Here is a 25,554-nt window from a genome sequence, read left to right as displayed (position 1 = left end):
TGAACCGATCTCTTGAGATATAAGAATGAGGGGGGAGAATATTCTTTGGCGCTGAACATATAGCAGCACAAGTAGCGATCGGTATTCAGTTCCTCCCCTTTCCCATTACCAACAAGAGATTGGAGATGTAAACCAAGGGGAGGTTAGGAGGGGATTATCAGTCTATTCTCATGCACAACCACCTACTTCACTGACTTCACCGCTTCCATCAACGTTGCGTTGAACTGCTCTGGTTGCTCTAGCATTGGGAAGTGGCCTGAGTCTTCAATGTAGTAAATGCTGTAATCCTTGATGTGTTTCTTGTTCGCTTCTGAATCGGTTGGCCATAGGCGAGCGTTAACCAATATTACTGGCACGTTCACGTTCTCATACACGCGATGTGCTTCGCCTGTTACATATTGACCTAGATAATGGCGGAACTGGTTTATCGCGATAGTTGGCGGTGCTGATGCCATGTCTTGCGTTACCCAGTAAAGTAAATCTGCGTCTACGTCTTTTGGTAGCGAGCCTTTCACGAACATAGTAATGCCCGCTTGGAAGTCTGCTTCAAACGGTTTGGTCATCGCATCTAAGTCGCTTTGTGAAAATGCTAGTGCGACGTTTTGCGATGTATCGACACCAATAATGCCCTTCACTCTTTTCGGCATCAGTTTTGCGGCTTCTGCAATAACGCCACCCGCCATCGAATGGCCGACTAAGATGACAGATTCGAGTTGTTCTTTGTCGATGATTGCCTTGATGTCTTCAGCGAACGCAAGCATGGTGTACTCTTCTCTGTTGAACGATGAGTTACCGTGCCCTGCTAAGTCCATGGTGATCACTTGGTACTGCTTTGAAAACTCACTCACTTGGTTTTGCCACAATCTGCTGTCTAAGCTCCAACCGTGAATGAAGATCAGCGCTGTATCCTCACTTCCACTTTTGCCATACGCAATTTGCTCACCATCGTGAGATATCGCAATACCGTACTTAACCATAGAATCATGAGCTATGGCACTCATGCTACCAAGTGCCATGAATACCAAGAGTGTGATGTTTAGAATTAAACGTTTCATAGTGTCTCTCTACTTACTTTAGAGGGAACACAGAAAGCGCCCCTCTCAATCAATATAGTCACTATAAAGTGTGAAGCTTTAGACAGGTCAAGAGTCCATTGATCCTCTTTTAACCAACTTTGGTTTTCAGTTAACTTTACTAGCTGCTGCAATATCACTAATGCAAATGCTTTTACTAGATTATATGAGTAGTAACGAAAGCGACGAGCAGACTCATATCCATTATTTTAATGTGGACATGTCTCATTATTGAAATAGATGTTTTTAATTTTACTATCAACCTATGATATAAGCCTTGCTTATATTTAACTAATTTCATTTCAAATAATGTCTATTCGCTTTGTTGACTATCCTTTAGCACCATGGCCTGTGCTTGAGGAAGGTATACATAAACTAGGTCTTGAAGAGTTTCGTAAGATTTTTGTATTCAACCCCCATAGACGAAAGCAATATGAAGGGCTTTTGGATGCTATGAAAGCTCTAAAACAAGCTGGATGCACTAAAGTTTATATTGACGGGAGTTATGTCACGAGAAAGCCTCTCCCCGGCGACTACGATGCATGTTGGGATGCTATCGGAGTTGACCAAGCAAAACTAGACACAGTTTTCTTGGACTTCAGTAACGGCCGACAATCTCAAAAGACTAAGTACGAAGGAGAGTTTTTCCCAGCTCAGTGCTTTGCAGACTCTCAACAGACACCCTATACCGAATTCTTTCAAAGAGAAAAGCATTCTGGTGAAAAAAAGGGGATTGTTTTATTAGAACTTGACGGAAATTTAGGAAGTTAAGGGGTATACGATGATACTTAACGACGTAGAGCTAGGCCTATCTCAAGAAGCTCGCGAAAAACTTATCGAAGCATTAAAAACACTCAAAAGTGATTCTTCATGGTTAGCTGATATTCAAAGAGACTCTATCGTTCATCAGATTTCTGAGCTAAATGAAGCTATAGATTATTATAGAAGCTTAACTAATGGACATTTCCAAGAGATTGATGAGTTAACAATCGACAAGCTTCCCAAATACCTTGTGAGTTCAAGAATTACTAAAGGAATTAGTCAAGATAAGTTAGCGGAGCACCTAAATATCCCGACTAAACAACTCCAAGCCCTAGAGTCTGAGCAATATAAAGGCACTAGTCTCTCTAGGATATTAAAAATCTCACAGTTCCTTGGCCTAAACCGGTTTAGTGTCCTAGATGATTCAGGTGATATCATTTTCGATTCATGTGAAGAATCCGACTTCCAATGGAGCTCCTTACCTGTAAAAGAAATGCAAAAACGAGGCTGGATTAAGAAAGGGGAAAACTCTATTGAATCAGCTAAGCAGTTCATTCAAGGAGCTTTTGGCTTTGGCTTACAACCTGCTTTACATCGTAAAACGAGTTTCAAAGGAAAATCAGCACACGCGATATCTTTAATAGCGTGGCAAGCAAATATCTTATCTAATGCAGAGAAGTTAATAAAGTCACACCAAGTCTCTCAGTTTGAATTTAATGATTCTTGGATACCCGAATTAGTTTCTCTAAGCACACAGGAGGATGGTCCAATTTTGGCTCGAGACTTCCTTGAGTCTAAAGGAGTTATTCTAATTTATGAACCTCACTTAGAAGGCACATATTTAGACGGAGCTGCAATGCTCTCTGAAAGCGGTAATCCTATCATCGGAATGACAATACGACATGACAGGGTTGATAATTTTTGGTTCGTACTTCTACATGAACTTGGGCACGTTTTTTTACACCTTTCTCAACTAGGTACCGAATTTATTGATGAAAATGTAGGCGAAAGTAGTAATTCTCTTGAAGACCAAGCCGATGCATTTGCATTGAATAACTTGATAGCTCCTGAAGCATGGAAGTTGTCTGTATCGAGGGTCATCGCGACCGAAGCTGCGATTGTGGGAGATGCAAAAAGGTTAGGGGTAAATCCTGCAATAATTGCAGGTAGATTAAGAAAAGAAAAAAATGACTACAGTAAATTTAATAATCTAATTGGTTACGGAAAAGTAAGAGGTCAATTCGAATGAGCGTTGAGTTAAGTTCCTATAAAAAGTATCTTCCCATCATAAAGTGGAGACAAGGTGAGTACCAAGCCCTGCTCCGCCTTAAGCAAGGCATAAAACAAAACCTATATCCTCTATTTGTAATCCCTCCTATTGAATTTGATTTCGAAGAACAAAAGCTTAAGAAGTCTGCGGAAGAACATGTAGAAAAGCTAGCCAACAGATATAAAACTAAATGGGGAACCGCTTCATCTCTCATAGATATAGACTCTAGCTTACACTTAGATCACGTTAAAGACGGTAGAACAATCCCTGAATTTGTATTCGATGAGCTTAGATCAGTCAAAGGAGTATTCTCTCCAGTGATTCAAATGGACTATGACGCAAGCTATATTAACGCAGTCAAAAAAAACTGGCTCGCTGGTGGTATCGGTGTGGGTATTAGAATTTCATTAGATGAATTAGCAGACCCTTCCAATCACACCAAAATTTTGACTCTATTGTCAACTTTGACATGTCCGACGTCTTCCACTGATTTGATTATCGACTTCAGAAAAGGAGCAAACTACGAACCAAACGAAGATGTTATTTTAATGTTATCTGCCCTTTTAGGGTTACTACCCAAGATCAATGAGTTTAGGTCGATATACGTGGCTGGCACATCACTACAACTAGATCTTGTTAAAAAGCCAGGTTCTGTCCAGAAACGACAAGATTGGATATTTTACAAATCGTTACATGCAAAAATCACGAGAGATTTCCCAAGATTAGGTTTTGGTGATTATACAATTGAGACTCCAGAGTTTAGCTCATTGGATATGCGAATGATGAAACCTGCAGCGAAACTTGTTTACTCATACAAAGATGAGTGGATTATCTATAAAGGAGGCTCTTTTAGAGATGACACTTCTCAAATGAAAGATTTGTGTTCCAAGTTAGTCAATTCACCTCAAAATTACTTTTATGGGGAACCATTTTCTCCAGGAGATAAGAAGATCTATGACTGCGCTCAGGGCAAGTGTGGTACGGGTAACCTGAGTACATGGAAAGAAGCAGCAATCAGTCATCACCTCACACTAGTTGTACACCAGAACGCCAGTTTGAACGGTTTTCAAACGTTACCTTAATATTTTTTACAAGCTGATCTGTACTGATATGTTCAACGAGAGTTTTGTATAGGTCTAGCCTGGTAGCTCGACGGTTATTAGATGAGACTCCTAGCTCCTCAAGCAAAGCTTGAGTTTCATCTTTCCACAAAAGGTGCGCAACTTTTATAGCTTCAACCTTAGGATTTCTTTTCGCTTTTCGAAGCGTTCGAAAATGTATAGCTCCTTTACTTCCTTTAGTTGCAATGATGATACCGACCCAATCAGGAGCTACATCTAAAATACCGCTTGTATGGTTTGGCGCAACAATTACAGTCAACTTCTGTAAAGTTTTCATATAAGTATCAAGTTGATCTTTAAAGCGCGTTAATGTGTCTTTAGAGCTTTTAATTTCATACCCATGTATACAGCCATTAACAACAGCAATATCAATCCGATTCGAACCATGCATAAGCCCTAGCTCATCAATTACAAGAGTTTGGTTATCTTCATGCTGGCTCTTTAACTTTTTTTTATGAAATGCTTCTCTAATTTCAGAATCATTGGTCGCAAACATCTTTTCAATCTCAATCGAGTAATTTTTAAACAACTAGTTTTTCAATATCCTATTCTACACCAAATTTAACAATACGGTCATCTAAGCTATTACACTAGAATGACTCTCACCTCATTCTTTTAGTCTAATTCATAGATCGGAGTTTTTCAGGTTTGGCTTTTCTTCCGATTGATTCAGCTCAGCAAATAACGATATTCGTAGCGAGTCTCTATAAAAAAGAAACATCAAAAAAAGGCCTCGCAATGCGAGGCCTTTGATTTTTCTATCAGAAGAGATTAGTCGCGAAGTGCTGCGCCGAATTTCTCTGAGATTGAAGCTACGATAGCATCTACTGAACCAGCGATGTCTGCATCTTCTAGTGTGCGCTCTACAGACTGTAGGCTAAGTGCGATTGCTAGGCTCTTCTTACCTTCTTCAACGCCTTGACCAACGTATACGTCGAATAGTTTAGCGTCTGTTAGGAATTCGCCACCAGCTGCGATACACGCTTCTACGATGTCGCCAGAAGCGACTGCTTCGTCAACAACAACCGCGATATCACGACGGTTTGCAGGGAACTTAGATACCGCTACTGCTTCTGGAAGCACGCGAGTGTTGATAGCTGCCCATTCGATTTCGAATACGATAGTACGGCCGTTTAGACCAAACTTACGCTCTAGTTCTGGGTGAACAGTACCAATGATACCCACTTCTTTGCCGTCTACTACGATAGCCGCAGTTTGACCTGGGTGAAGTGCTGGGTGCTTAGCTGCTTTGAAGCTGTAAGCTTTTTCGTTCGCTGTTAGCTCTAGAACTGCTTCTAGGTCGCCTTTCAGGTCGAAGAAGTCAACAGTGTTAGTTGCAACGTCCCAGTGCTCTTCACCGCGAGTACCAGAGATAACACCCGCAAGCATCATTTCTTGGCGCATGCCGTTTTCAGCTGTTTCTTCAGGGATGAAACGTAGACCTGATTCGAATAGACGAACGCGAGACTGTTGACGCTTCTGGTTGTGAACAACTGTGTTTAGTAGACCTTGGATTAGGCCAAGACGCATTGCTGACATGTCCGCAGAGATTGGGAATGGCAGGATTAGCGGCTCAACACCAGGTACAACAAGCTTTTGCTGTTCTGGTTCGACGAAGCTGTATGTGATTGCTTCGTGGTAACCACGGTCTACAAGAAGGTCACGAACGCGCTTAAGCGGTTGGTTAGCTTCTTTGTGGTCATTCATTTTAAGTGCCGCTTTAGGCGCTTGGTTTGGAATGTTATCGTAACCGTAGATACGACCTACTTCTTCAATTAGGTCTTGCTCGATTGCGATATCGAAACGCCAAGATGGAGACGTTGCCGTCCAACCTGCGTCCGTAGTCTCAACTTCACAACCTAGGCGAGTAAGAATTTCCACTACGTCTGTAGATGGAATTTCGTGACCTAGTAGGCTGTCTAGCTTAGCGCGACGTAGAGCAACTACGTTTGCTTTAGGAAGATCAGCTTCAGATTCGCTGCCGTTTACTGGCGCAACTTCACCACCACAGATTTCAACTAGAAGCTGTGTTGCACGCTCCATTGCTGCTGCTTGAAGTGTTGAATCAACACCACGTTCGAAACGTAGAGAAGAATCTGTGTGAAGACCGTAAGCACGTGCGCGACCACGGATGTGATCCGGTGCGAAGAATGCCGCTTCAAGAAGCACGTCTGTTGTTTCAGTAGTCACACCTGAATCTTGACCGCCAAAGATACCAGCGATTGCTAGTGCTTTGTTGTGGTCAGCGATAACAAGTGTGTTGCTGTTTAGTTCAGCTTCGTTACCATCTAGAAGTGTTAGCTTTTCGCCCTGCTCTGCTAGACGAACCACGATACCGCCTTCGATCTTAGCTAGATCAAATGCGTGCATTGGTTGGCCTTGCTCTAGCATCACGTAGTTTGTGATGTCTACAACTGGGTCGATTGAACGGATACCACAACGGCGCAGTTTTTCTTGCATCCAGATTGGAGATTCCGCTTTCACGTTTACGTTCTTAACCACACGGCCAAGGTAACGTGGACAAGCATCAGTTGCTTTAATTTCAACAGATACTGTGTCTTCAATGCTTGTTGCAACAGCTTCAACTGTTGGCTCTGTAACGTCTGCGCGGTTTAGTACGCCAACTTCACGAGCAAGGCCACGGATGCTGAAGCAGTCTGCGCGGTTTGCTGTTAGGTCTACGTCGATAGTTACGTCGTTAAGCTCAAGAAGCTCACGTACGTCCATACCTAGCGTTGTGCCTTCTGGCAGCTCAAGGATGCCGTCAGACTCTACGTCGATACCTAGCTCAGAGAAAGAACAAAGCATGCCGTGCGATGGAACGCCACGTAGTTTTGCTTTCTTGATTTTGAAGTCACCAGGAAGTACTGCGCCAACTGTTGCTACTGCTACAGTTAGGCCAAGACGACAGTTAGATGCACCACATACGATGTCTAAAAGCTGTTTATTTCCATCAAGATCGGCTTCGCCGATATCAATTTTTGTAACTTGTAGCTTGTCTGCGTCTGGGTGCTGACCGCACTCAACCACTTTACCTACTTTAACGCCGGTGAATTCACCAGCAACAGGTTCTACATCGTCAACTTCCAAACCAGCCATAGTGATTTGGTGAGCTAGCTCTTCGCTGTTAATTGCAGGTTTAACCCACTCGCGTAGCCAAGATTCACTGAATTTCATAGTTTTGACTGCCCCGGATTACTTGAATTGTTTAAGGAAACGAAGGTCGTTCTCGAAGAACGCACGAAGGTCATTTACGCCGTAACGAAGCATCGTTAGACGCTCTACACCCATACCGAATGCAAAACCAGAGTATTTCTCAGGGTCGATGCCAACAGAGCGAAGTACGTTAGGGTGAACCATGCCACAGCCTAGAACTTCTAGCCATTTGCCATCTTTACGTTTCACGTCAACTTCAGCTGAAGGCTCTGTGAACGGGAAGAATGAAGGACGGAAACGCACTTCAACTTCTTCTTCAAAGAAGTTACAAAGGAAATCGTTAAGAATGCCTTTAAGTTGTGCGAAGTTTACGTTCTCATCAACTAACATACCTTCCACTTGGTGGAACATTGGCGTGTGAGTTTGATCGTAGTCGTTACGGTAAACACGACCCGGAGCAATGAAGCGGAATGGCGGTTTGCCGTTTTCCATCGTACGGATTTGAACACCAGAAGTGTGCGTACGTAGCATTAGATCAGGGTTGAAGAAGAAAGTATCGTGATCAGTACGAGCTGGGTGATCGTCTGCGATGTTTAGTGCATCAAAGTTGTGGAATGCATCTTCGATCTCAGGGCCAGACTCAGTGCTAAAGCCAAGCTCACCAAAGAACTGTTCGATACGCTCAACTGTGCGAGTAACTGGGTGAAGACCACCGTTCTCAATGCGACGACCTGGTAGGCTCACATCGATAGTTTCTTCAGCTAGTTTCGCTTCAAGCTCTGCACGTTGTAGTGCGTCTTTGCGAGCTGCGATCGCTTGTTGAACAGCACCTTTCGCTTTGTTGATCTCTTGACCAGCAGTGCGACGCTCTTCAGGTGGAAGTTTACCTAGGCTTTGTAGTTGAAGAGTTAGTTCACCCTTCTTACCTAAATACTGAACTCGCACTTCATCAAGTGCGACTAACGAATCTGCTGTATCAATAGCAGTCGTTGCATTAGCAATGATCTCTTCTAGATGTTGCATCATTTCCTCATCTACCAGTTGGTAGTGTCCGTATCGGATGATTAGTTTTTTTAGATAGCTACACATAGTAATCAAACACGCATCCAATGCCAAATTGAATCGCTAAAAGAACAAGTTATTGACTAAAAACACGGCAAATTTAACGTTAGGAATCAGAAATTCATTCAAATCAGCAAAATCAAAGAGAAACGGATACATAAACGTCACCAAGTGAGACAGTTTGATTACATTCGGTGAACCTTAGCTAAGGCCGTGATGTTCACAAGAGGTGGATATAGCGAGTGGGACTATGGAAGGAAGCCAAAGAGCGAGGTTTGAAGCCGTCGCTCTTTGTTTTTACGTGAGATTGTTTGTAGGAAACTTGGTTTGTTAAAGAGATGACCCGTGAAAAACTTATCTTTTTGAAGTTAACGGTTAGAAATAGTACTCCAATGCGACTTCAACAAAGTCATCCTTACGAGCAAAGAACAATAAGTCTTCTGGGGTTTCGTTCTCAAACAACCAAGCATTCAATCGCCACTTGAGGTTGTTATTGATACGGCTTGAGGCTTCGAGCTTTGCACTGTAGACATCGCTGTTGTCCAAGTCTTGAGTGATACCTGTAAGCACTTCGGTGCCGTCTTCATCGTTCAAGGCGAAACGCGCACCAAGGAACACATCGTTTTGACCGATGGTTTGGGCGTTATTACCTCGGCTGTCATACAGGTATTCAGCGATGAAGCCGACGTCCCAGTAGGATTCAAGCGCCCCAACCCATGTGTATTCAAAGCCTGTTGCTACGCCTGTGTGGTTGTCGTAACTGTCGCGATAAATGCTTTCCAGCTTCCATAACCAATCACCAATAATGCCTTGCACATCCAATCCAAAGTGCTGCATTTGGGCGTAGTATGGCTTGAGCTGATTGCCTTCCACACGGTAGTAAGGGTCGCGGTTTGTCCCGCCTAAATAGCTTAAACCGACATCCCAATCGCCGTACATTTGGCTATAGCGCAGTGCCACATCAACGTGCTTTTCTTCTCGCGAAGATTCGTAAAGCGCATCGTCCGAAACGGGCACCGTTGGCCTTAAGCGTCCGTCTTCCCCTGCAAAGGTGCGCTCACGAAAATACGGCAACAACATGGCGTCTATGGTTCCCCAGTCTTTTATCGAGGTGAAGTGCACCATTGGCTGACCTAACTTGGATTCACCATCGACCGATTCAATGGCATCGGTTTGGTTTACCACATCCACCAAATGCGCCGATTCGGTTACACCCCAGAACACTTTGCCAACACCTACTCGCAGTTCATAATCGTCCCAATAATTGAGATACAGAGCTTCACGAACATCGCCATGGGTACGCTCATCGTCTTCGCTGTCTAGGCGATAAAACGGGGTGAAGGTAAAGCTGCCATTGCCCTCTTGTTGCTCCCAGTAAAACTCCGGTTGCAACACCAGTGAGCTTTGCCCTTTATCCTGCCCTTGTAAGCCGTCACTAAAGAACTGCCTGTGTTCAAGGTTTACCTGCCCTGCTAGCTGTGGGGTGACCTGTTCTACGAACTCAGAGCTAAAACCTGCTGCCACACATGGCAACGACACCTGCATAAGCCCAACTGTCGCTGCCAAAGTTAAAGATAACTGCGTTCCTGTTAACACAATCCTTTTCATATTCTTGCCTTACTTTGCACGTTTAAGTGTGTTTTTTTGAAAGTCCTTGTCCTTAAGACCGGTCTGGAAGGCTAAATCTGTCGTGGTTAATACCGTACTTTTGCCTGTTTGGTGGTTTTGCATCGACATGGTGTGTGCGCGCCAGTATTGGTTTAGGTACTGTTTGTAGTCTTGGAACGACAGGGTTTTTAGCAGTGCGCCTTTGCGATCGTAAAATTCCACTTGAACTGGGCGGTAATATTGTTGGTCTAGCCATACTTTTTGCATGGTGTAGCCGGAGTTTTTATCGGTCGGTACTTGCTCCAAAACAAAGGTATCCACGCCTTCAATTTTGGCGTCTTCAATGTAGTTGAAAGTGTACTTTTTCAGCTCAAACGAGCTTAAGTCTTCATAAGCAAATTCACTGCCCATAAACGGGCCAGATTTGTTACGTGAAGAGATGCGTTTTACACGTTTCAATGCAGGCAGATACAACCATTGATCATCAGACTTAGTGATGTGTGAATGGTTTAAGAAAGCCGTGCCTTTTACGTCGCGTGGCTCATCAAAAATAGTCAGTCCTTTGTCTCCATCGTCATCCACTTCTAACGACTTCAATCGCATTAGGCGTGTGCTGCTTTCACCTTGTTTATTACGAAGCAGCATTTCCATGGTCGCGACAGAATCGCCCCACCCCATATCAACGGCTTTACGTTGTTCGGCAATTTCTAAGCCTTTCGCAGGGTCGGCTAACGCAGGGAAAGCTAATACAGCACCCACGGTTAATGAACTGAAAGCAAATAGTGTCTTAACGAGAGTTTGTTTAACGATTTTCATAAATTTCTCCTTGAGCCAGCCCACCGCAGCAGGCTGACGATTCCTTATTTAGTCGAAGTAGACAGTTCGCCAGCTGGGCTAGATTGCTCTGCTGTAGTTAACTCGGCTTTAAGTGGCTTTGATTCGTGCTGAGGTTTATCTGAGTAGTGAGTCTGTTTGTCGAAGATCATCAGTAAGCTCGGTAGCAAGATGAAGTCGACCACCAACGCAATGAAAATCACAATCGCACTGAGTAAGCCCATGTCGGAGTTGAGTCTGAAGCTCGACATCGCCAATACCGAGAAACCCGCCACAAGTACAACGGTGGTGATCCACAATGCGCGACCAACGGTGTGGAAGGCGTAACGAACCGCTTCTTCTGCTGATTTTCCTTCCATTCTGGCGCGTTGGTATTTACTCAAGAAATGCACTGCATCATCGACCACGATACCCAATGTAAGGGTGACAACGACCGACAAACCCAAGTTGATTTCACCCGAGATAAGCGCCCACAAGCCGAAGCCGATAATTGCCGGAGCAATGTTTGGCACTAGGCTGATCACCCCTAAGCGAACCGAGCGCAATGCAAAGATCATCAAGCCAGAGATAAGCACTAAGGTGATAGGTAGAGTCGAGAGCATGCTCGCCATGTTGGTTTCGCCGATGTGAGCAAACATCAGTGATGGGCTCGACGCGACCACTTCATACTGAGGTGCATTAGCGGCAAACCATGAGTAGATGCGCTCTTCGAGTTCCACCAATTCCATACTGCCTAGGTTGTCTACCGTAAGTACCATTTTGATCGATGACTTATCGACGTTGATCTGGTTGTTTAGGTCCAACCCATAAGGCAGAGACATCTCATATAGCAGTAGGTATTGCGCGGCAAGTTCACGGTTAAGTGGCAGTTGGTAGTAACTGTCATCATCGCCATGCATGTTCTTATTCAAACGCATGTAAACATCGGAAAGCGTGGCCACATGGTCGGTTTCTGGTTGAACGCGTAGCCACTCAGTAAAGTCGCCAATCGCTTGTAAGAACACAGGATCAGCAATCGCTTGAGATTCGTTGGTTTTGACTGCGATGCTGATGGTGGTCATGCCGCTTACGGTCTCTTCCATGAAATCGGCTGCTTGTCTGAACTCACTTGATGTATCGAAATACTTCACCGATTCATCATTCACTTTGTTGAGTGGAATTAACGCGGCAGCACCCACAATCACAAGAGTAGAAATAGGCAGCAATGCTTTACGATTGGTCACGACAAAGTCACCGAGCTTATCCATGAAGGTCACTTTATATGCCGCTAATGGATTTGCTGGCAAGCTCTTAACTGGCAAGAGTTTTAACAGCGCAGGAAGCATAGTCACAGAGAGAAAACACGCGATGATCACGCCCAATGCCGACAAGTTACCGAAGTCTCGCAATACGGGAGAATCCGACATGTTCATCATCAAGAAACCAATCGCGGTGGTGACAGAAGTAATTAAGATCGGCATCGCATTAAGCTTGATGCTGTATTGAATGGCTTGTGCTTTCTCCATCCCGCGTTGCATTGCTTGTCTCATGGTCACAATCACGTGAACACAATCGGCAACAGCAAGGGTTAATACTAAGGTTGGAACGTTAACCGTCGCGGTGCTGAGGAACATCCCAGCCCAGCCAGACAAACCCATGGTCGCGACAATCGACGAGATAATCACAACTAAGGTAGCCACCACACTAAAGAATGAGCGCAACATAAAGGTCAGGAACACCAACACCACCAACAGCATTAACGGAACCAGCGTTGAACTGTCTTCTTGAGCCGACATCATAAACGCGTTGTTCATGGCAATGATGCCCGCTTTATGGAATTCGACATTCGGATAATCGGCTTGATACTTAGCGATCATGGTGTTGATTGCTGCAATGACTTCTTGCACTTCGGCGGTTTTATCCACTTCAGGCAATTGCACGGTGACGTTCACAATGGTCACATCACCAGAGGCTGACACTAAAGCGTTTTTAAGCAGTGGTTCGTTGAGAGCGATCTGTTTTACTTTGGCGATTCGCTCTGGTGTGTGCTCGTATTCTTCATACAGCAAGTCTTCGACCAAGAGGTCGTCTTCAACCGCTTCGGTATGCTGATAATTGGCAAGGGAATCGACACGGCTTGAGTACGGAATCTGCCACGCATCGACCGTGAGGTTTTGAATTAGGGTGAGGGTTTCTGGGGTGAAGACATTGCCATCTTCAGGCGCGACAACAATCGCGAGGTTATCGGTTTTTGCAAAGGTAGTTTGAATTTCGTCGAACGCCATCAACTGTTTGTTGGTGCCTTCGAAGAAGATGTTGTAGTCCCCTCTAAAGTAGAGGTTCTTTGCCCCTAATGCAGAGAGAATGATGATTGAAAAAACCACCAGCAGAACGATAAACGAACGCTTGGTCGGTATTGAGTGCCAACTGTTATTTAGATCCCCGCTATCGACGTTACGGTTATCTCGATTTTGGTGATCGAAAGCGAGCTTCTGGCTGTCATGTTCCATCACAGTCTCCATTTGTGACGATTCGTCATAGTTGTGTCTTAAAAAGCCAGCCGAAGCTGACAAAAACACAATTCTTAGTCATATACTCAAGAAAGCCTAAACCACATTCGGCTAAACTTAAGTTTGTGACGAATCGTCATAAATGGTTATTAATAAACCCACATGAGTGGGCTTAATGGAAGCTATCGACCTACAGATTCTAAGTAGGCAATCTCTTCGCTGAACAGTTCTTGTTCTACTCGACGCCAAGTTTTGCGGTAGTCCCAATCAGTAGAAAGAGGCTGCCAGTTGAGGCCGTCTAGTAGCATGTTCGCGTTGTATAATACTGAATACGGGTCTTGTAACCGCTTAATACAATGACTGTTGGATGCGTTCTGTGACAAGGCATTTGAACCAAATGCGATTGACCAGTTTGCAAACACGATGGCGTCTGAACCCATACCGGAAGGGAACTTTAAGTCACCAGCATCAACTGCTTGGTTAACCATTAAATCGGCTTGTTCAATCACCAATTCTTCCAGTTCATTCATCTCGGCTACGCGTGCACTAGACGCTTTCTCTAGTACCCACGGGCTTTTCGCCATGATCGCACAGGTTGATAGTACCGGCTCCATGCGAACATAGATTCGGTAAGCAACGTGTAATGCAACGACCTTTTCGCGTGAGTTGCCTTCAAACTCTCCAGAACGAGCAAACATTAATGCTTCGGCCTTTAAAGAGTGAATACACAAGGCTAAAACTACGTCTTCTTTGCTGCAAAAGTGATTGTATATTGTACCTTTCGAATAAGAGCTCGCGGCCGTTAGCTTATCCATCGTAAGGTTTCCGAACCCTTGTTCTCGAACCAGATCTTTTGCTAACAACATCAACTCTACTTCTCGGTCTGCGATAGACTGCTGCTTTTTAGACAACACGCCTTTGCAACCAAAGATACCTTGTTTATCGCCTTTACAACCAAAGCCAAACATAATTTCTCAGTCCGTATTTTAGCTTAGCTATCATCTAAGCTTCGCCAGTATTTAAAACACTCCTATCCAATATATTAACACGAATAGTAAATTCATGTAGTTAACCATTTTGTGACGCTTCGTCATTTCTGACTTATCGTCATAATAGCGCAAATATTGATCATATCAAGGTGTTTTATAAATTAAATACAGTTTATGTATAGATAGATAAGTGGATGGGGAGTCGATTAGACAATCATCAATAGTCGACCTTAAGAGAAGACCTGTATTTTGACCAACAGAATGTGAAAGCGAATTGGTCACTCTTAACCTTACAAAGAATGTCGTCACTTTAAGCGGCTATGCGTATTCATGCCCAATGATTCCTAGCGTAAACCACAAGAATGAATGACTGTAGGCTTACTTTCTGGAGCAGACCTCTCCTTATGGTCAATATTTGGCTTACTAATGCCGTTTTTTGTTAAGTTGCTATAAATTCGGTAAGGGGTGACTTACAATAGTGACAACGACTTACCTTTTTTGAGAACACGATATTGAGCGCCAAATATTCTTATTTAGCTTGGCAAGTGAATACTTCTAGCCCAGCAGAAAAGCTGGTTTTATTGATGCTTGCAGATGGTGCTGATGAATTCGGTTACACCAATGTATGCCTGCAAACGGCAGGTCAGCTTTGTGCTCTCTCTACGTTTGGTTTATCCGACTGCCTTAAGTGTTTAGTCGACCAAGGTTTTCTCGATAAGGTGAAAGTAGACTATCGAGATAAGAAAGAGATCCACGTTTTCAAAATGCTCATTGAGCAAGAGCAAGCTGCGCCGCACGTTGAGGTTCAACCGACCAATAGTATTCCGGTCTACTCTACTGCACCTGCACCTGCACCTGCACCTGCACCTGCACCTAAGTTTCAGCCTGCTCCGGCGCCAATGCAACACATGCAACAGGCCCCTCGCCCACAAGGCCGAGGCTCAATGAACAGCAACACCGTTTCAACGCATGATTTGGATGAAGAGATCATTCCAACATGGGCGGAACGTGCGTTTAAATTCTCCGGCCTAGCTGGTGATCATAGTTTAATATGGAAGAAATTTGTCCTCTGGTATAAAGCCAAAGCCAATGAACTAATGCCAATATCACGCATCGAATCTAAGTTGCAGTACTGGTTAGTTAACGAGAAGCAAAATGAAAGACAACAACAGCAGAAGACCTCTCAATATTCAGGAAATGCAGGACAAGCTCAAGGAAATGGGTATCGACAAAAGCTTAGCCCATCTGAACGCTTCAGGCAGCAGCTCATTCAGAAAGGCAAAAAGCCAACCTTCTGAGTCAGCTTCACCTGTTGTTCCTGATGTACTGCCTAAAGATGCCGTAGTACCTGACGTTATTGAAGCGCAAAGTACCGAAGTAAAAATAGCGACACCAAACGCTGCTGGCTCTGGTGCGTCTCAGCAAGTGCCTGTTGTTGATCAAGATCCAGCTGAATTAGAGCTGACCGATTGGTGTATCCATGTGTTTGGCTCTTTCTTGAGCGTGTACGAAACACAGTGGGAATACCAATACGGTAGTGAGCCAAGCGGTAAATTCATTGAGTTTGCTAATTCTGTTGATTCAGACGGCCTAAACCGCGTTCTAATGCACTGTCACGAACGCATTCAACTTGGCAACAGCTGGCCGCCACAAATGGGTGAGCTGTGGATCTTAAAAGATTCTCTGACAGAAGAAGAGCTGTTGGATAGCCGCATTCGTGTGTTGTCTCGCTCCGCTGCGAATAAGATTGAGAAATGGCTGATTCAAAACAAGCTGTATGACTTGAAGCGCACTGCGGAAAACAAGCTCGATGGCCTGTTTAAGAAGTACTATCTAGAGGCAAAACGTTTAGACGAGAAAGGCATGCTAGAAACGGAATTACCGCAATTCCTGCTTGCTGCTAACTCAGTCAAGAACCTGAATGACTTGAAACGCGAAGAATACGAAAGCCAACACGGCAAAGCACTGAACCCGCGAATTCAACAGATCCTAAACAGTAAAAAGTAATTGCCCGCTACCTGTAACAAGAAAGCAGAGTAGCGATTACACGGTTAACAGATGTAAATTACCACCTTCTAAAGAAGGTGGCTTTATGTGAGCCCCCTAAAAGGGGGCCTTTGTTTAGTCCAACGCCAATTGCTGCTGCTCCACGCGCTCTTTTTTCTCTTGATGTCTTACATAGCGTCGAATGATTTCTTCATTAACCCCTACGCTATCGACAAAATAGCCCCTTTGCCAAAAGTGGTTACCCCAGAGTTTGTTTCTCCTTAAATATGGAAATTTACTAAAGAGTTTTAAAGCTATTTTGCCTTTCAATACGCCCATCAACTTGGATATCGATAACTTAGGCGGAACTTTTACTACCAAGTGCACGTGGTCAACTTGAACGTTTAATTCAACGACTTCACATCCAAGTTGATTACAGTAAACGTTTATACATCGATAAACTTCTTTACCTACATTGTTTTTCAAAATCCTAAATCGATACTTTGGTGTCCACACTATGTGATATTGACATCTCCAAAATACGTGGGAAGCTTGATTATATCTGCTCATGTTATTTGTCCTCTTTGACTTCGCTAAAAATCAAGGGAGCATTTAACATGGGTAGAACTACAGGCAAAGCCAAACTGAATGATAACCACCTACTGAAGTAGGTGGTTTAGGGCTGAAAACAAAAACGCCAGCTAACAAGCTGGCATTTTTTATGAATTCTTGCGAACTCTTTAACGACTATCCGACCGCTATTTACGATCGCTTTACTGATTAATTACAGTAGGTGGATAGTTGCGTTTAGAGAGAAAACGCCTGCGTCGTCATCTTTCATTTTGAAGTTTTGGTAGCTAGCGCCTACAGATAGTGGACCAAAGATGAAGTATTCAGCGCCTACAGCGTACATGATATCAACGTCGTCTTGCTTGAAGTTATCGCCTTTTACTTCGTAAGAGTGAAGGCCACCCTTCGCGTATACGTGAAGAGGACCGAAGTCGATACTTGGTTTGATCGCTAGATAAGCAGTGCTTACGTCAACACCTTGCTTAGCACGGTTACCGTAGCTAACGTTGTCGAAAGAACCTAGATCCCAGTAACCCGCTTCAACACCGATTAGTGGCAAAATACCTGTACCTACGTGGATGCCCACCGCATTTTCATCTTCACCAGCGAATGAGTTTTGACCACCCATTACACCGCCGTACAACCAAGAGTCAGCCATTGCGGTTGAAGATGCACCTAGTAGTGCTAGTGCCAATAACGTTTTTTTCATATTCGACCTTTTTCGTCCTAGTGGCAGGCCTTGAGTGGTAATAAATTGCCACCAAGTCGCCCTGTATGTAATAACTATTCAATTAGTAATGCAACAAGCAAGATTTATACCCAAACCTTGCCATTGCGTCTAGCTTTATTCCTTTAGCAAGCATCAATCGCGTTTTTAACACGCTTATCTGATACTGGGTAAGGCGTACCGAGCTGCTGTGCGAAGAAGCTTACACGAAGTTCTTCAATCATCCAACGCACCTCTTTTACGTTTTCTGGAACCGCGATCCCTTTTGGAATTTTATTCAGCAGTTCTTTGTAATCATTCATTACTGACTCGACTTTGATCATATGAAGACGATCTTTGTTCGGGTCAATTGGCAGTTTTTCCATGCGGCGTTCAATCGCTCTCATATAGCGTAGAATATCCGGCAGGCGTTTCCACCCACATTCTGTGGCAAACCCCTTAAAAATCAAACCTTCTACCTGAGCTTTTATGTCAGAAAGTGCGAATGCCATAGAAAGATCCACGCGCCCTTTCAGCTTCTTACTGATGCTGAATGCCGTTGTTAAGATGGTTTCAACCTGTTGAGCAATTTCAATAACCGTATCACCCAGCTCTGCACGTACGTGCTCTTTCAGTGCTTCGAACTGCTCTGGCTCCCAAACCAAACCGCCCTTCTCTTCGATCAGCTTATCAATACCACAAGCAATACAGTCATCGATAAGATCGAGTACCTGTCCGTATGGGTTGAAGTACAAGCCAAGTTTCGATTTGTTCGGTAGGTTCGAGTGCAAATATTTGATCGGCGATGGTACGTTCAACAAGATTAAACGGCGCTGACCTGATTTCATTGCCGAGATCTGCTCTTGCTCGGTTTCGAACAGTTTGATCTCTACGCTGTCTTTCGTATCCACCAGCGCAGGGAAGGCTTTAACATCGTAGCCGCCGCGTTTCTGTTGGTAGACTTTTGGTAGCTCACCAAAGCTCCACGTGTGCAAGTTCTGCTGCTCAATGTCATCGTCTGCCACTTTAGAAAGCGTTTCTTGAACCTTGTCTTTCAGGCTCTCTTTAAGTTCATGCAGGTCTTTCTGTTCTTTCAGCTTACGCTTGCGATGATCTACAGCGCGGAATGTTACCTTTAAGTGCTCTGGAATCTGGTCTAACTTCCAGTCATCACGCACCACTTCCACACCCGTCATGCGGCGTAGCTCTTTCTCAAGAGAACCCAGTAACGGTGCTTCAAGCGGCGTCACGCGTGCCAAGAAAGCATCTGCGTAGTTTGGCGCAGGTACAAAGTTACGGCGTAGCGTTTTAGGTAACGACTTGATTAAGCTAATCACCAACTCCTGACGTAGGCCTGGGATTTGCCAATCGAAACCGTTCTGGTCGATTTGGTTCAAGATAGGCAGCGGAATGTGTACCGTTACACCATCGTTGTCGTCGCCCGGCTCAAATTGATAGCTCAGCTTCAGCTTAATACCGTTTTGATGCCAGAAGTTCGGGTAGTCCAAATCAGTAACGTGGCTAGCATCGCCTCTGAACAGCATCGACTTTTCAAAGTTGAGTAGCTCTGGTGTTTTCTGGCTGGTCTTCTTCCACCATGTATCGAAGTGACGGCCTGAAACCGCTTCTTCACCCACACGCTGGTCATAGAAATCGAACAGCTCATCATCATCGATCAAGATGTCACGACGACGAGACTTGTGCTCTAGCTCTTCCACTTCTTGCAGTAGCTTGCGGTTTTGCATAAAGAAGGTGTGCTTGGTTTCCCACTCACCTTCTACCAACGCGCTGCGCACAAACAACTCACGACTGACAGTTGCATCAATTGCTCCGTAGTTCACAAGGCGTTTAGGAACAATTGGAATTCCGTAAAGCATCACTTTTTCGTGTGCCATTACCGCCGCTTGCTTCTTCGACCAATGTGGTTCGCTGTAGCTGCGTTTAATCAGGTGTTTCGCGAGCGGTTCAATCCATTCAGGTTGAATCTTGGCGATGACGCGTCCCCAAAGCTTTGAGGTTTCCACCAGCTCAGCAGACATGATCCACTTAGGCTGTTTCTTAAATAGGCCAGACGCAGGGAAGATATGGAAGCGCGCATTACGTGCACCTTGATATTCATTCTTCTCTTGGTCTTTCATACCGATGTGCGAAAGCAGACCTGATAGCAAAGACATATGAATGCCATCGTAGCTACCTGGTTCAGTGTTCAGTTTGGTATCCAATTCACGCATTGCTTGGTGAATTTGGAAGTACACATCTTGCCATTCACGAATACGTAAATAGTTGAGGTAATCCTGCTTACACTGTTTGCGGAATTGGTTACTCGACAGCGCTTTTTGCTGCTGCTTGATGTAATCCCATAGGTTCACAAACGTGATGAAATCAGACTCTTTATCGAAGAAGCGCTTGTGCTTGTCATCTGACGATTGTTGCTTATCTGACGGGCGTTCACGCGGGTCTTGAATCGACAACGCAGACGCAATAACCATCACTTCATGCAAACAACGGTTTCGTGGCGCTTCAATCACCATACGAGCTAAACGTGGATCGATAGGCAGCTTCGCTAGCTTACGACCAATCGCCGTGAGCTTCTTCTTATCGTCGCCTTGATTCTTGTTTTTATTAGCAGCAGGCTCAGTTGTCGCAATTGCACCAAGCTCTTCAAGAAGCCTTACGCCATCTTGAATGTTGCGCTTATCTGGCGCTTCAACAAATGGGAATGCTTGAATGTCGCCTAGGCCAAGCGCTGTCATCTGAAGGATAACCGATGCTAGGTTAGTACGAAGAATCTCTGGATCAGTAAACTCTGGGCGTGACTCGAAGTCTTCCTCAGAGTACAGACGAATACAGATACCTTCCGCAACACGACCACAACGACCTTTACGCTGGTTTGCGCTCGCTTGAGACACTGGCTCAATCGGTAGGCGCTGTACTTTAGTACGGTAGCTGTAACGGCTAATACGCGCCGTACCCGGGTCGATGACATACTTAATGCCCGGAACGGTTAACGAGGTCTCTGCCACGTTGGTCGCCAGAACGATGCGTCGACCAGTGTGAGACTGGAAGATACGGTTCTGCTCACCCGCCGAAAGACGAGCATATAGCGGAACGATCTCAGTATCACGCAGGTTACGTTTGCTCAGTGCATCCGCAGTATCACGAATCTCTCGTTCACCGTTCATGAAGATCAAGATATCGCCAAGACCTTCATCACACAGCTCATCAACCGCTTCAAAGATGCCTTCGATTTGGTCACGGTCTGAATCACTTTCATCACCACCTAATGGGCGGTAACGCGTATCTACTGGATAAGTACGGCCAGACACTTCGATGATTGGTGCATTATTGAAGTGCTTAGAGAAACGCTCTGGGTCGATGGTTGCAGACGTGATGATCACTTTCAGATCAGGACGCTTTGGTAGCAACTCTTTCAAGTAACCCATAATGAAATCGATGTTCAGGCTGCGTTCGTGCGCTTCATCGATAATGATGGTGTCGTACTGGTTTAAGAAACGGTCGTGCTGAATCTCCGCCAGTAGAATACCGTCGGTCATCAATTTGATTTGTGTGTTGTCAGAAATCTGGTCGTTGAATCGAACCTTATAACCAACAAACTCACCCAGCTGTGTTTCCATCTCTTCAGCAATACGGTTCGCAACCGAACGCGCAGCAAGACGACGAGGCTGAGTGTGACCAATTAGGCCAAAGCGGCCGCGGCCAAGCTCAGAACAGATTTTTGGTAACTGAGTAGTTTTACCCGAGCCTGTTTCACCCGCCAAGATAACCACTTGGTTTTCAGCAATGGCTTTCGCGATGTCGTCGCGCTTTTGGCTAACAGGGAGAATTTCTGGGTATTCAATCGTTGGTTTTTGCGCAGCACGCTGGGTTGCCGTCATCATCGACTTGGCAATGTCTAATGCGATTTCATCGAAAACAGCATGCTTAGATTGTTCGTTCTTAATACGGCTTGCACCAGAGATTCGCTTACTTAAACGGAAGCGGTCGCGCATCATGCACTCATTTAAGGCCTTACGAAGAGAGGCTGGGCTATTTTGAGATGATTTGTTGTTTGTCGCTGATTGCTCAGCTTTTGTGGCATTTGATTGCTCAGCAGATTTTTTCGATGCAGCGTTGTTCTTTGAGGAACTCGATTGGGCTGCATTCTTGTTGTTGTCTGCTTTTTCCGGAGACGAAGTCAAAGCGTGTCCTATTCTTGTACTTATTAAACTCGCGCGATTGTACCACAAGTGAGCCAGACTATAGAATGGGAAGCCACTTACACGTGTTGTTTAAATTATCGAAGCCTAAGCGCTCTCATTGATATGAGAAACTCAATTAGTGTCACAACCTCTTAAAAACAAAAAGAGATTGGTGCGACCCAATCTTTTTTCTATATTTTAACAACTTACATCAAGCGAGCCGTTTAATTTAGATAAATACTGTATCTTGCCCAAACACCTTATAGTAAGTGAACCGTCACTGAATCCATTGCTAAACTGCTTCCACCGACATACACATCCACTTCGCCCTTTTCATACATAAAGCACGCTTGGCTGCCGTAGAATTTTAGGTCATCTGCATCAATCTCAAGCCGAACGGTTTTGCGCTCATGCCCTTCTAAACAGCACTTCGTAAAGGCTTTCAGTTCTCTCTGTGGACGAGTCGTCGAAGAGACTTGGCGAGAGATATAGCACTGAACGACTTCCTGCCCAGCAATCGCAGAGGTGTTTTCAACTTCAACCTCGACAATTAGGTTCTCATTCTCTGTAATTTCAGGCGTCACAACGGTCAACTTGCCGTATTCAAACTGCGAGTAACTTAAACCGAAACCGAATGGGTAAAGCGGTGTATCTTGCTCATTTTTGTACGGCATGTACTCTTGATACGCTCGCATTTTACCAATCGGCTTGCGGCCGTAATACATAGGGATTTGCCCTGTGCTTCTTGGCACTGTCATGGTTAACTTGCCACTTGGGTTGCTATGACCAAACAACAAGTTACCGACTGCGTTACCTGTCTCTGTTCCGCTTTGCCATGCGTAAATCAATGACTGAGCATATTGTTCAATCTTAGCTGACGGTACGGGTCTGCCAGTACACTGAACCACAACTAGAGGTTTGCCCGTTTTGCCGATAGCCTCAATCAGCTCTTCTTGGCCAGGTGGCAGTACAAGCTCGGCGATATTACGCGCTTCTCCGGTTCGGCGATGACTTTCACCGACACAGAGTACAACTACATCACCGCGATGCGCACACTCCATCATGTCATCACTAAATGCGCTTGAATCGGTAATCACTGTATTCTCTGGCGCAGCGGCTTGGATACCGTCAGTAATCGTTGCAACGTCGTCCGCATTGCCATCTAAACACCAAGAGCCAAGGTGCTGCCTTTGTGAGTGCGCATGAGGGCCAATCACAGCAATGGTTAAGCCTTTCAAGTTCAGCGGTAGCAAGTCACCATCATTTTTAAGCAGCACCATGCTTTCTTGTGTTAGCTCCAGCGCTTTTTGTTTATGTTCTTCTAAGCCCAACACACTCTTATGCAGCTCAGGGTCGATGTATGGTCGTTCAAACAGACCAGCGCGGAACTTGGTGAGCAACACTCGGTAAACAGCCTCATCTAGCGACTCTTGCAAGCTTGGATTGCTCGTCACCAGTTCTTCAAGGGTATCTTCGTATGCTTCGTGGGTCATCGCCATATCAACACCCGCATCCAACGCCTTTAACGCCGCTGCCGATGGGTCTTTCGCAACTTGGAAGTATTCCAGATCGGAAATAGAGCCCCAATCACTGACGACCATGCCATCAAACTTATGCTCGCCTTTGAGCCAGTCTCGAATCAATGGATGAGAGCCGGTTACCGGTGTACCACCAAGGTCGTTAAATCCAGACATCATGGTTGCAACCCCGGCCTTCACTGCTGCGGCAAACGGAGGCAAGTGCACATTGTGTAAGGTGTTCTCACTCAACTCAGTAGTGTCGTAGTCTCGACCACCTTCTGATGCACCGTAGCCAACAAAGTGTTTGGCACACGCCACCAGCTTATTCGGTTGTGAAGGGTCGTCACCTTGGAAACCTTTCACCACGGATTTTGCAAACTGACTGGTTAAATAAGGGTCTTCGCCAGAGCTCTCAATCACTCGCCCCCAGCGAGGGTCTCGAACAATGTCGAGCATGGGCGCAAAGGTCCAGTTGATACCTAAAGAAGCCGCTTCAGCAGCGATGCATTCATATGATTCTTCAACCAATTGTGGATTCCAAGAACATGCCTGAGCCAGAGGAATGGGTAGCACTGTCTTTTGACCATAAATCACATCACGAGCGAATATGATGGGAATCCCAAGGCGGCTTTTTTCCATCGCCACCTTTTGGATCTCATTGAGTTGATGCGGATTAACCGACTCACCCGGTGCATTACCCGCCCACGCCGTGTCAGCAAGGATGCGCGAACCATACGCACCCTGCTCTACTTTCATCAAATACTCTTGCTTGTTGTCGTCATAATCTAGCATTGGCGATTGACAAAGCTGACCCACTTTCTCGGCAAGCGTCATCTGAGACAGTAAATCTTGTGTTCTGGTTTGGTAACTCACAGAGTTGTCTTTGTATAGAGTCATCGATTAGATCTCTTTCAATTTGTAACGTGGGAAAGCTTCGGCTAGAAACTCGGTCATCTCTTGGTATAACGCATCATTACCAGACTGCTTCGCTAAGCGTCGCAGTTGGTCAGCAGCCGTTGGAACATATCGAGAATCAAGCTGAACATAGATCTCGATGAACGCCATTAACTGCTGTTCGTTAAGTTGCTCAATGATCAATGTAGGTTTTTCTAATGACTGATAGTAAGCGTCTGGCTTAGGACCAAGCGTTGCGTTTCGCCAAGTTTCAATCACCTGCTGATAGCCGCCCAAGTACTCGTCTTCAATTCTGAGTTCGAGTTTGTTCATCCCTTTCAGCGCAGTCACCAGTTCACCTTGCTCGTATTGCTGCTCTGCGTATGCAAAGTAGTTTTCCGATAGTGAATAGGCTTTCAACCAAGCCGAACCGTAGGCGATTAAAATAACCGAGGCCAGCGCTAATAATTTATATCCTGTCGATACTTTCATTACTTAACCCCTACGCCAGTAAATGCCTTGATGAAGTTCTTCTGTAGGCAGAAAAAGACAATCACAACAGGAACCGCAATCATGGTGGTCATCGCCCACAGTTGCTCTAAGTTGGTTCCCGGTACTTCTGTTTTAAAGTTGTACAGAGCAAGCTGCAGTGTCATCAGAGAGTCGTCTCGTACGTAAAGTAGTGGTCCCATAAAGTCGTTCCATGCCCCCATAAAAGTCAGGATACCGACCGTTGCTAGAGCTGGTCGCATCATAGGCAGAATGATTTTGAAGAAGATACGCATCTCACTCGCGCCATCAATTCGAGCCGCTTCCAAGTAGGCGTTGTCTATCTGCTTCATAAACTGCACCATCAAGAAGATGTTGTATGCACTGATGGCACCCGGAATGATCAGCACGCGATAGGTGTTAATCCAGTTCCACTCATACATCATCATGTAAGTTGGGATGGTGAACAGAATCGCCGGAATCATCATCGAACCAAGAATCACTTTTAGCCAAAACTCTCGGCCAGGTAAGTTGGTTTTGACAATCGAATACGCGACCATCGATGAGAACAATGTGTTCAGTACCGTGACAGTGACCGAGATGAAAATGGTGTTAAAGAACACCCTCCCCAAATTCACTGAATCAAACACCTTGATGTAACCAGCAAACGACCACTCTTTTGGTAAACTATTCGGGCTGTGCATGATCTCAGGGCCCGTCTTAAATGAGTTGATCACCATGTAGAAAAACGGATACAACACAATAAGCGTGGCAACCAGAAGTGTGCCGTAAATCAGTAGGTTTTTTTTCTTATCAGCATTCATGA

19 protein-coding genes are annotated in these 25,554 nt (G+C 45.0%); 5 read left to right on the top strand and 14 right to left on the bottom strand.

From position 1 onward, the window contains the following. Positions 1 to 182 precede the first annotated feature (182 nt). Entirely contained in the window at positions 183 to 1,055 is an 873-nt protein-coding gene (locus ITG10_RS14805; protein ID WP_017632797.1) for an alpha/beta hydrolase, read from the bottom strand. Positions 1,056 to 1,382: 327 nt separating this feature from the next. Between ITG10_RS14805 and ITG10_RS14800 the strand changes: the two genes are divergently transcribed. From ITG10_RS14800 to ITG10_RS14790, 3 genes are read left to right on the top strand one after another with little or no spacing between them, the layout of a single operon-like run. Continuing rightward, positions 1,383 to 1,844, top strand: a complete 462-nt coding sequence (locus tag ITG10_RS14800) for a hypothetical protein (RefSeq protein ID WP_017060455.1) — start codon at positions 1,383 to 1,385, stop codon at positions 1,842 to 1,844. A gap of 10 nt (positions 1,845 to 1,854) precedes the next feature. Then, positions 1,855 to 3,084 (top strand): helix-turn-helix domain-containing protein, encoded by a 1,230-nt coding sequence (locus ITG10_RS14795; RefSeq protein WP_248386465.1) that lies wholly within the window; start codon positions 1,855 to 1,857, stop codon positions 3,082 to 3,084. Next, positions 3,081 to 4,187 (top strand): beta family protein, encoded by a 1,107-nt coding sequence (locus tag ITG10_RS14790; RefSeq protein WP_017060453.1) that lies wholly within the window; start codon positions 3,081 to 3,083, stop codon positions 4,185 to 4,187. Before ITG10_RS14795 ends, ITG10_RS14790 begins: the two co-directional genes overlap by 4 nt. Here the strand turns inward: ITG10_RS14790 and ITG10_RS14785 are convergent. From ITG10_RS14785 to ITG10_RS14755, 7 genes are all read right to left on the bottom strand, one after another. Beyond that, positions 4,132 to 4,755 (bottom strand): sce7726 family protein, encoded by a 624-nt coding sequence (locus ITG10_RS14785; protein ID WP_017060452.1) that lies wholly within the window; start codon positions 4,753 to 4,755, stop codon positions 4,132 to 4,134. The genes ITG10_RS14790 and ITG10_RS14785 overlap by 56 nt on opposite strands. A gap of 242 nt (positions 4,756 to 4,997) precedes the next feature. Beyond that, complete coding sequence (gene pheT / locus ITG10_RS14780; RefSeq protein ID WP_017632798.1) at positions 4,998 to 7,403, bottom strand: phenylalanine--tRNA ligase subunit beta; 2,406 nt, start codon at positions 7,401 to 7,403, stop codon at positions 4,998 to 5,000. An 18-nt stretch (positions 7,404 to 7,421) separates the two neighbouring features. Continuing rightward, entirely contained in the window at positions 7,422 to 8,405 is a 984-nt protein-coding gene (gene pheS / locus ITG10_RS14775) for a phenylalanine--tRNA ligase subunit alpha (protein ID WP_004734764.1), read from the bottom strand. Positions 8,406 to 8,819: 414 nt separating this feature from the next. Continuing rightward, on the bottom strand, positions 8,820 to 10,052 hold the full coding sequence (locus ITG10_RS14770) for a hypothetical protein (RefSeq protein ID WP_017632799.1): 1,233 nt from the start codon (positions 10,050 to 10,052) through the stop codon (positions 8,820 to 8,822). A 9-nt stretch (positions 10,053 to 10,061) separates the two neighbouring features. After that, positions 10,062 to 10,868, bottom strand: coding sequence for an outer membrane lipoprotein-sorting protein (locus ITG10_RS14765; RefSeq protein WP_017632800.1), 807 nt, complete (start codon positions 10,866 to 10,868; stop codon positions 10,062 to 10,064). A gap of 44 nt (positions 10,869 to 10,912) precedes the next feature. Next, positions 10,913 to 13,438: an MMPL family transporter gene (locus ITG10_RS14760; RefSeq protein ID WP_128644438.1), complete on the bottom strand. Its 2,526-nt coding sequence runs from the start codon at positions 13,436 to 13,438 to the stop codon at positions 10,913 to 10,915. Positions 13,439 to 13,557: 119 nt separating this feature from the next. Further along, positions 13,558 to 14,343, bottom strand: a complete 786-nt coding sequence (locus ITG10_RS14755) for a TetR/AcrR family transcriptional regulator (RefSeq protein WP_017632802.1) — start codon at positions 14,341 to 14,343, stop codon at positions 13,558 to 13,560. A 533-nt stretch (positions 14,344 to 14,876) separates the two neighbouring features. Here ITG10_RS14755 and ITG10_RS14750 point away from each other — a divergent pair. Both ITG10_RS14750 and ITG10_RS14745 read left to right on the top strand, forming a co-directional pair. Next, the gene (locus ITG10_RS14750) at positions 14,877 to 15,662 is read left to right on the top strand and encodes a hypothetical protein (protein WP_017632803.1); all 786 of its coding nucleotides are present in this window, start codon (positions 14,877 to 14,879) and stop codon (positions 15,660 to 15,662) included. Beyond that, positions 15,583 to 16,371, top strand: coding sequence for a hypothetical protein (locus ITG10_RS14745; RefSeq protein WP_017632804.1), 789 nt, complete (start codon positions 15,583 to 15,585; stop codon positions 16,369 to 16,371). The genes ITG10_RS14750 and ITG10_RS14745 overlap by 80 nt, the downstream gene beginning before the upstream one ends. Positions 16,372 to 16,485: 114 nt before the next feature. On the opposite strand, the gene tnpA is transcribed toward ITG10_RS14745, so the two are convergent. The 6 genes from tnpA to ITG10_RS14715 form a co-directional block, all read right to left on the bottom strand. Then, a complete protein-coding gene (gene tnpA, locus ITG10_RS14740) occupies positions 16,486 to 16,920 on the bottom strand; it encodes an IS200/IS605 family transposase (RefSeq protein WP_017633274.1) in 435 nt (144 codons plus the stop codon). 214 nt (positions 16,921 to 17,134) lie between these two features. Further along, positions 17,135 to 17,629: an outer membrane beta-barrel protein gene (locus ITG10_RS14735; protein WP_017107497.1), complete on the bottom strand. Its 495-nt coding sequence runs from the start codon at positions 17,627 to 17,629 to the stop codon at positions 17,135 to 17,137. Positions 17,630 to 17,772: 143 nt separating this feature from the next. Beyond that, positions 17,773 to 21,825 (bottom strand): ATP-dependent RNA helicase HrpA, encoded by a 4,053-nt coding sequence (gene hrpA / locus ITG10_RS14730; RefSeq protein WP_248386464.1) that lies wholly within the window; start codon positions 21,823 to 21,825, stop codon positions 17,773 to 17,775. A gap of 260 nt (positions 21,826 to 22,085) precedes the next feature. Next, entirely contained in the window at positions 22,086 to 24,242 is a 2,157-nt protein-coding gene (locus tag ITG10_RS14725) for a glycoside hydrolase family 3 N-terminal domain-containing protein (RefSeq protein WP_017629505.1), read from the bottom strand. 3 nt (positions 24,243 to 24,245) lie between these two features. Continuing rightward, positions 24,246 to 24,731 (bottom strand): hypothetical protein, encoded by a 486-nt coding sequence (locus ITG10_RS14720; RefSeq protein ID WP_017629506.1) that lies wholly within the window; start codon positions 24,729 to 24,731, stop codon positions 24,246 to 24,248. Continuing rightward, the gene (locus ITG10_RS14715; protein WP_008222128.1) at positions 24,731 to 25,552 is read right to left on the bottom strand and encodes a carbohydrate ABC transporter permease; all 822 of its coding nucleotides are present in this window, start codon (positions 25,550 to 25,552) and stop codon (positions 24,731 to 24,733) included. The genes ITG10_RS14720 and ITG10_RS14715 overlap by 1 nt, the downstream gene beginning before the upstream one ends. Positions 25,553 to 25,554 lie beyond the last annotated feature (2 nt).

Origin of the sequence: Vibrio sp. ED004 (assembly GCF_023206395.1) — a bacterium.
Lineage (GTDB): Bacteria > Pseudomonadota > Gammaproteobacteria > Enterobacterales > Vibrionaceae > Vibrio.
The sequence above is the reverse complement of the archived record's forward strand: the minus strand, read 5'-3'. Positions and strand labels throughout refer to the sequence as shown.

What these genes read in the sequence shown, in the direction of transcription:
- pheT (WP_017632798.1), bottom strand. Translation starts at nt 7,403, where the DNA reads ATGAAATTCAGTGAATCTTGGCTACGCGAGTGGGTTAAACCTGCAATT.
- ITG10_RS14805 (WP_017632797.1), bottom strand. Translation starts at nt 1,055, where the DNA reads ATGAAACGTTTAATTCTAAACATCACACTCTTGGTATTCATGGCACTT.
- ITG10_RS14790 (WP_017060453.1), top strand. Translation starts at nt 3,081, where the DNA reads ATGAGCGTTGAGTTAAGTTCCTATAAAAAGTATCTTCCCATCATAAAG.
- tnpA (WP_017633274.1), bottom strand. Translation starts at nt 16,920, where the DNA reads ATGAGCAGATATAATCAAGCTTCCCACGTATTTTGGAGATGTCAATAT.
- ITG10_RS14735 (WP_017107497.1), bottom strand. Translation starts at nt 17,629, where the DNA reads ATGAAAAAAACGTTATTGGCACTAGCACTACTAGGTGCATCTTCAACC.
- ITG10_RS14770 (WP_017632799.1), bottom strand. Translation starts at nt 10,052, where the DNA reads ATGAAAAGGATTGTGTTAACAGGAACGCAGTTATCTTTAACTTTGGCA.
- ITG10_RS14795 (WP_248386465.1), top strand. Translation starts at nt 1,855, where the DNA reads ATGATACTTAACGACGTAGAGCTAGGCCTATCTCAAGAAGCTCGCGAA.
- ITG10_RS14720 (WP_017629506.1), bottom strand. Translation starts at nt 24,731, where the DNA reads ATGAAAGTATCGACAGGATATAAATTATTAGCGCTGGCCTCGGTTATT.
- pheS (WP_004734764.1), bottom strand. Translation starts at nt 8,405, where the DNA reads ATGCAACATCTAGAAGAGATCATTGCTAATGCAACGACTGCTATTGAT.
- ITG10_RS14725 (WP_017629505.1), bottom strand. Translation starts at nt 24,242, where the DNA reads ATGACTCTATACAAAGACAACTCTGTGAGTTACCAAACCAGAACACAA.
- ITG10_RS14745 (WP_017632804.1), top strand. Translation starts at nt 15,583, where the DNA reads ATGGGTATCGACAAAAGCTTAGCCCATCTGAACGCTTCAGGCAGCAGC.
- ITG10_RS14755 (WP_017632802.1), bottom strand. Translation starts at nt 14,343, where the DNA reads ATGTTTGGCTTTGGTTGTAAAGGCGATAAACAAGGTATCTTTGGTTGC.
- ITG10_RS14800 (WP_017060455.1), top strand. Translation starts at nt 1,383, where the DNA reads ATGTCTATTCGCTTTGTTGACTATCCTTTAGCACCATGGCCTGTGCTT.
- ITG10_RS14765 (WP_017632800.1), bottom strand. Translation starts at nt 10,868, where the DNA reads ATGAAAATCGTTAAACAAACTCTCGTTAAGACACTATTTGCTTTCAGT.
- ITG10_RS14715 (WP_008222128.1), bottom strand. Translation starts at nt 25,552, where the DNA reads ATGAATGCTGATAAGAAAAAAAACCTACTGATTTACGGCACACTTCTG.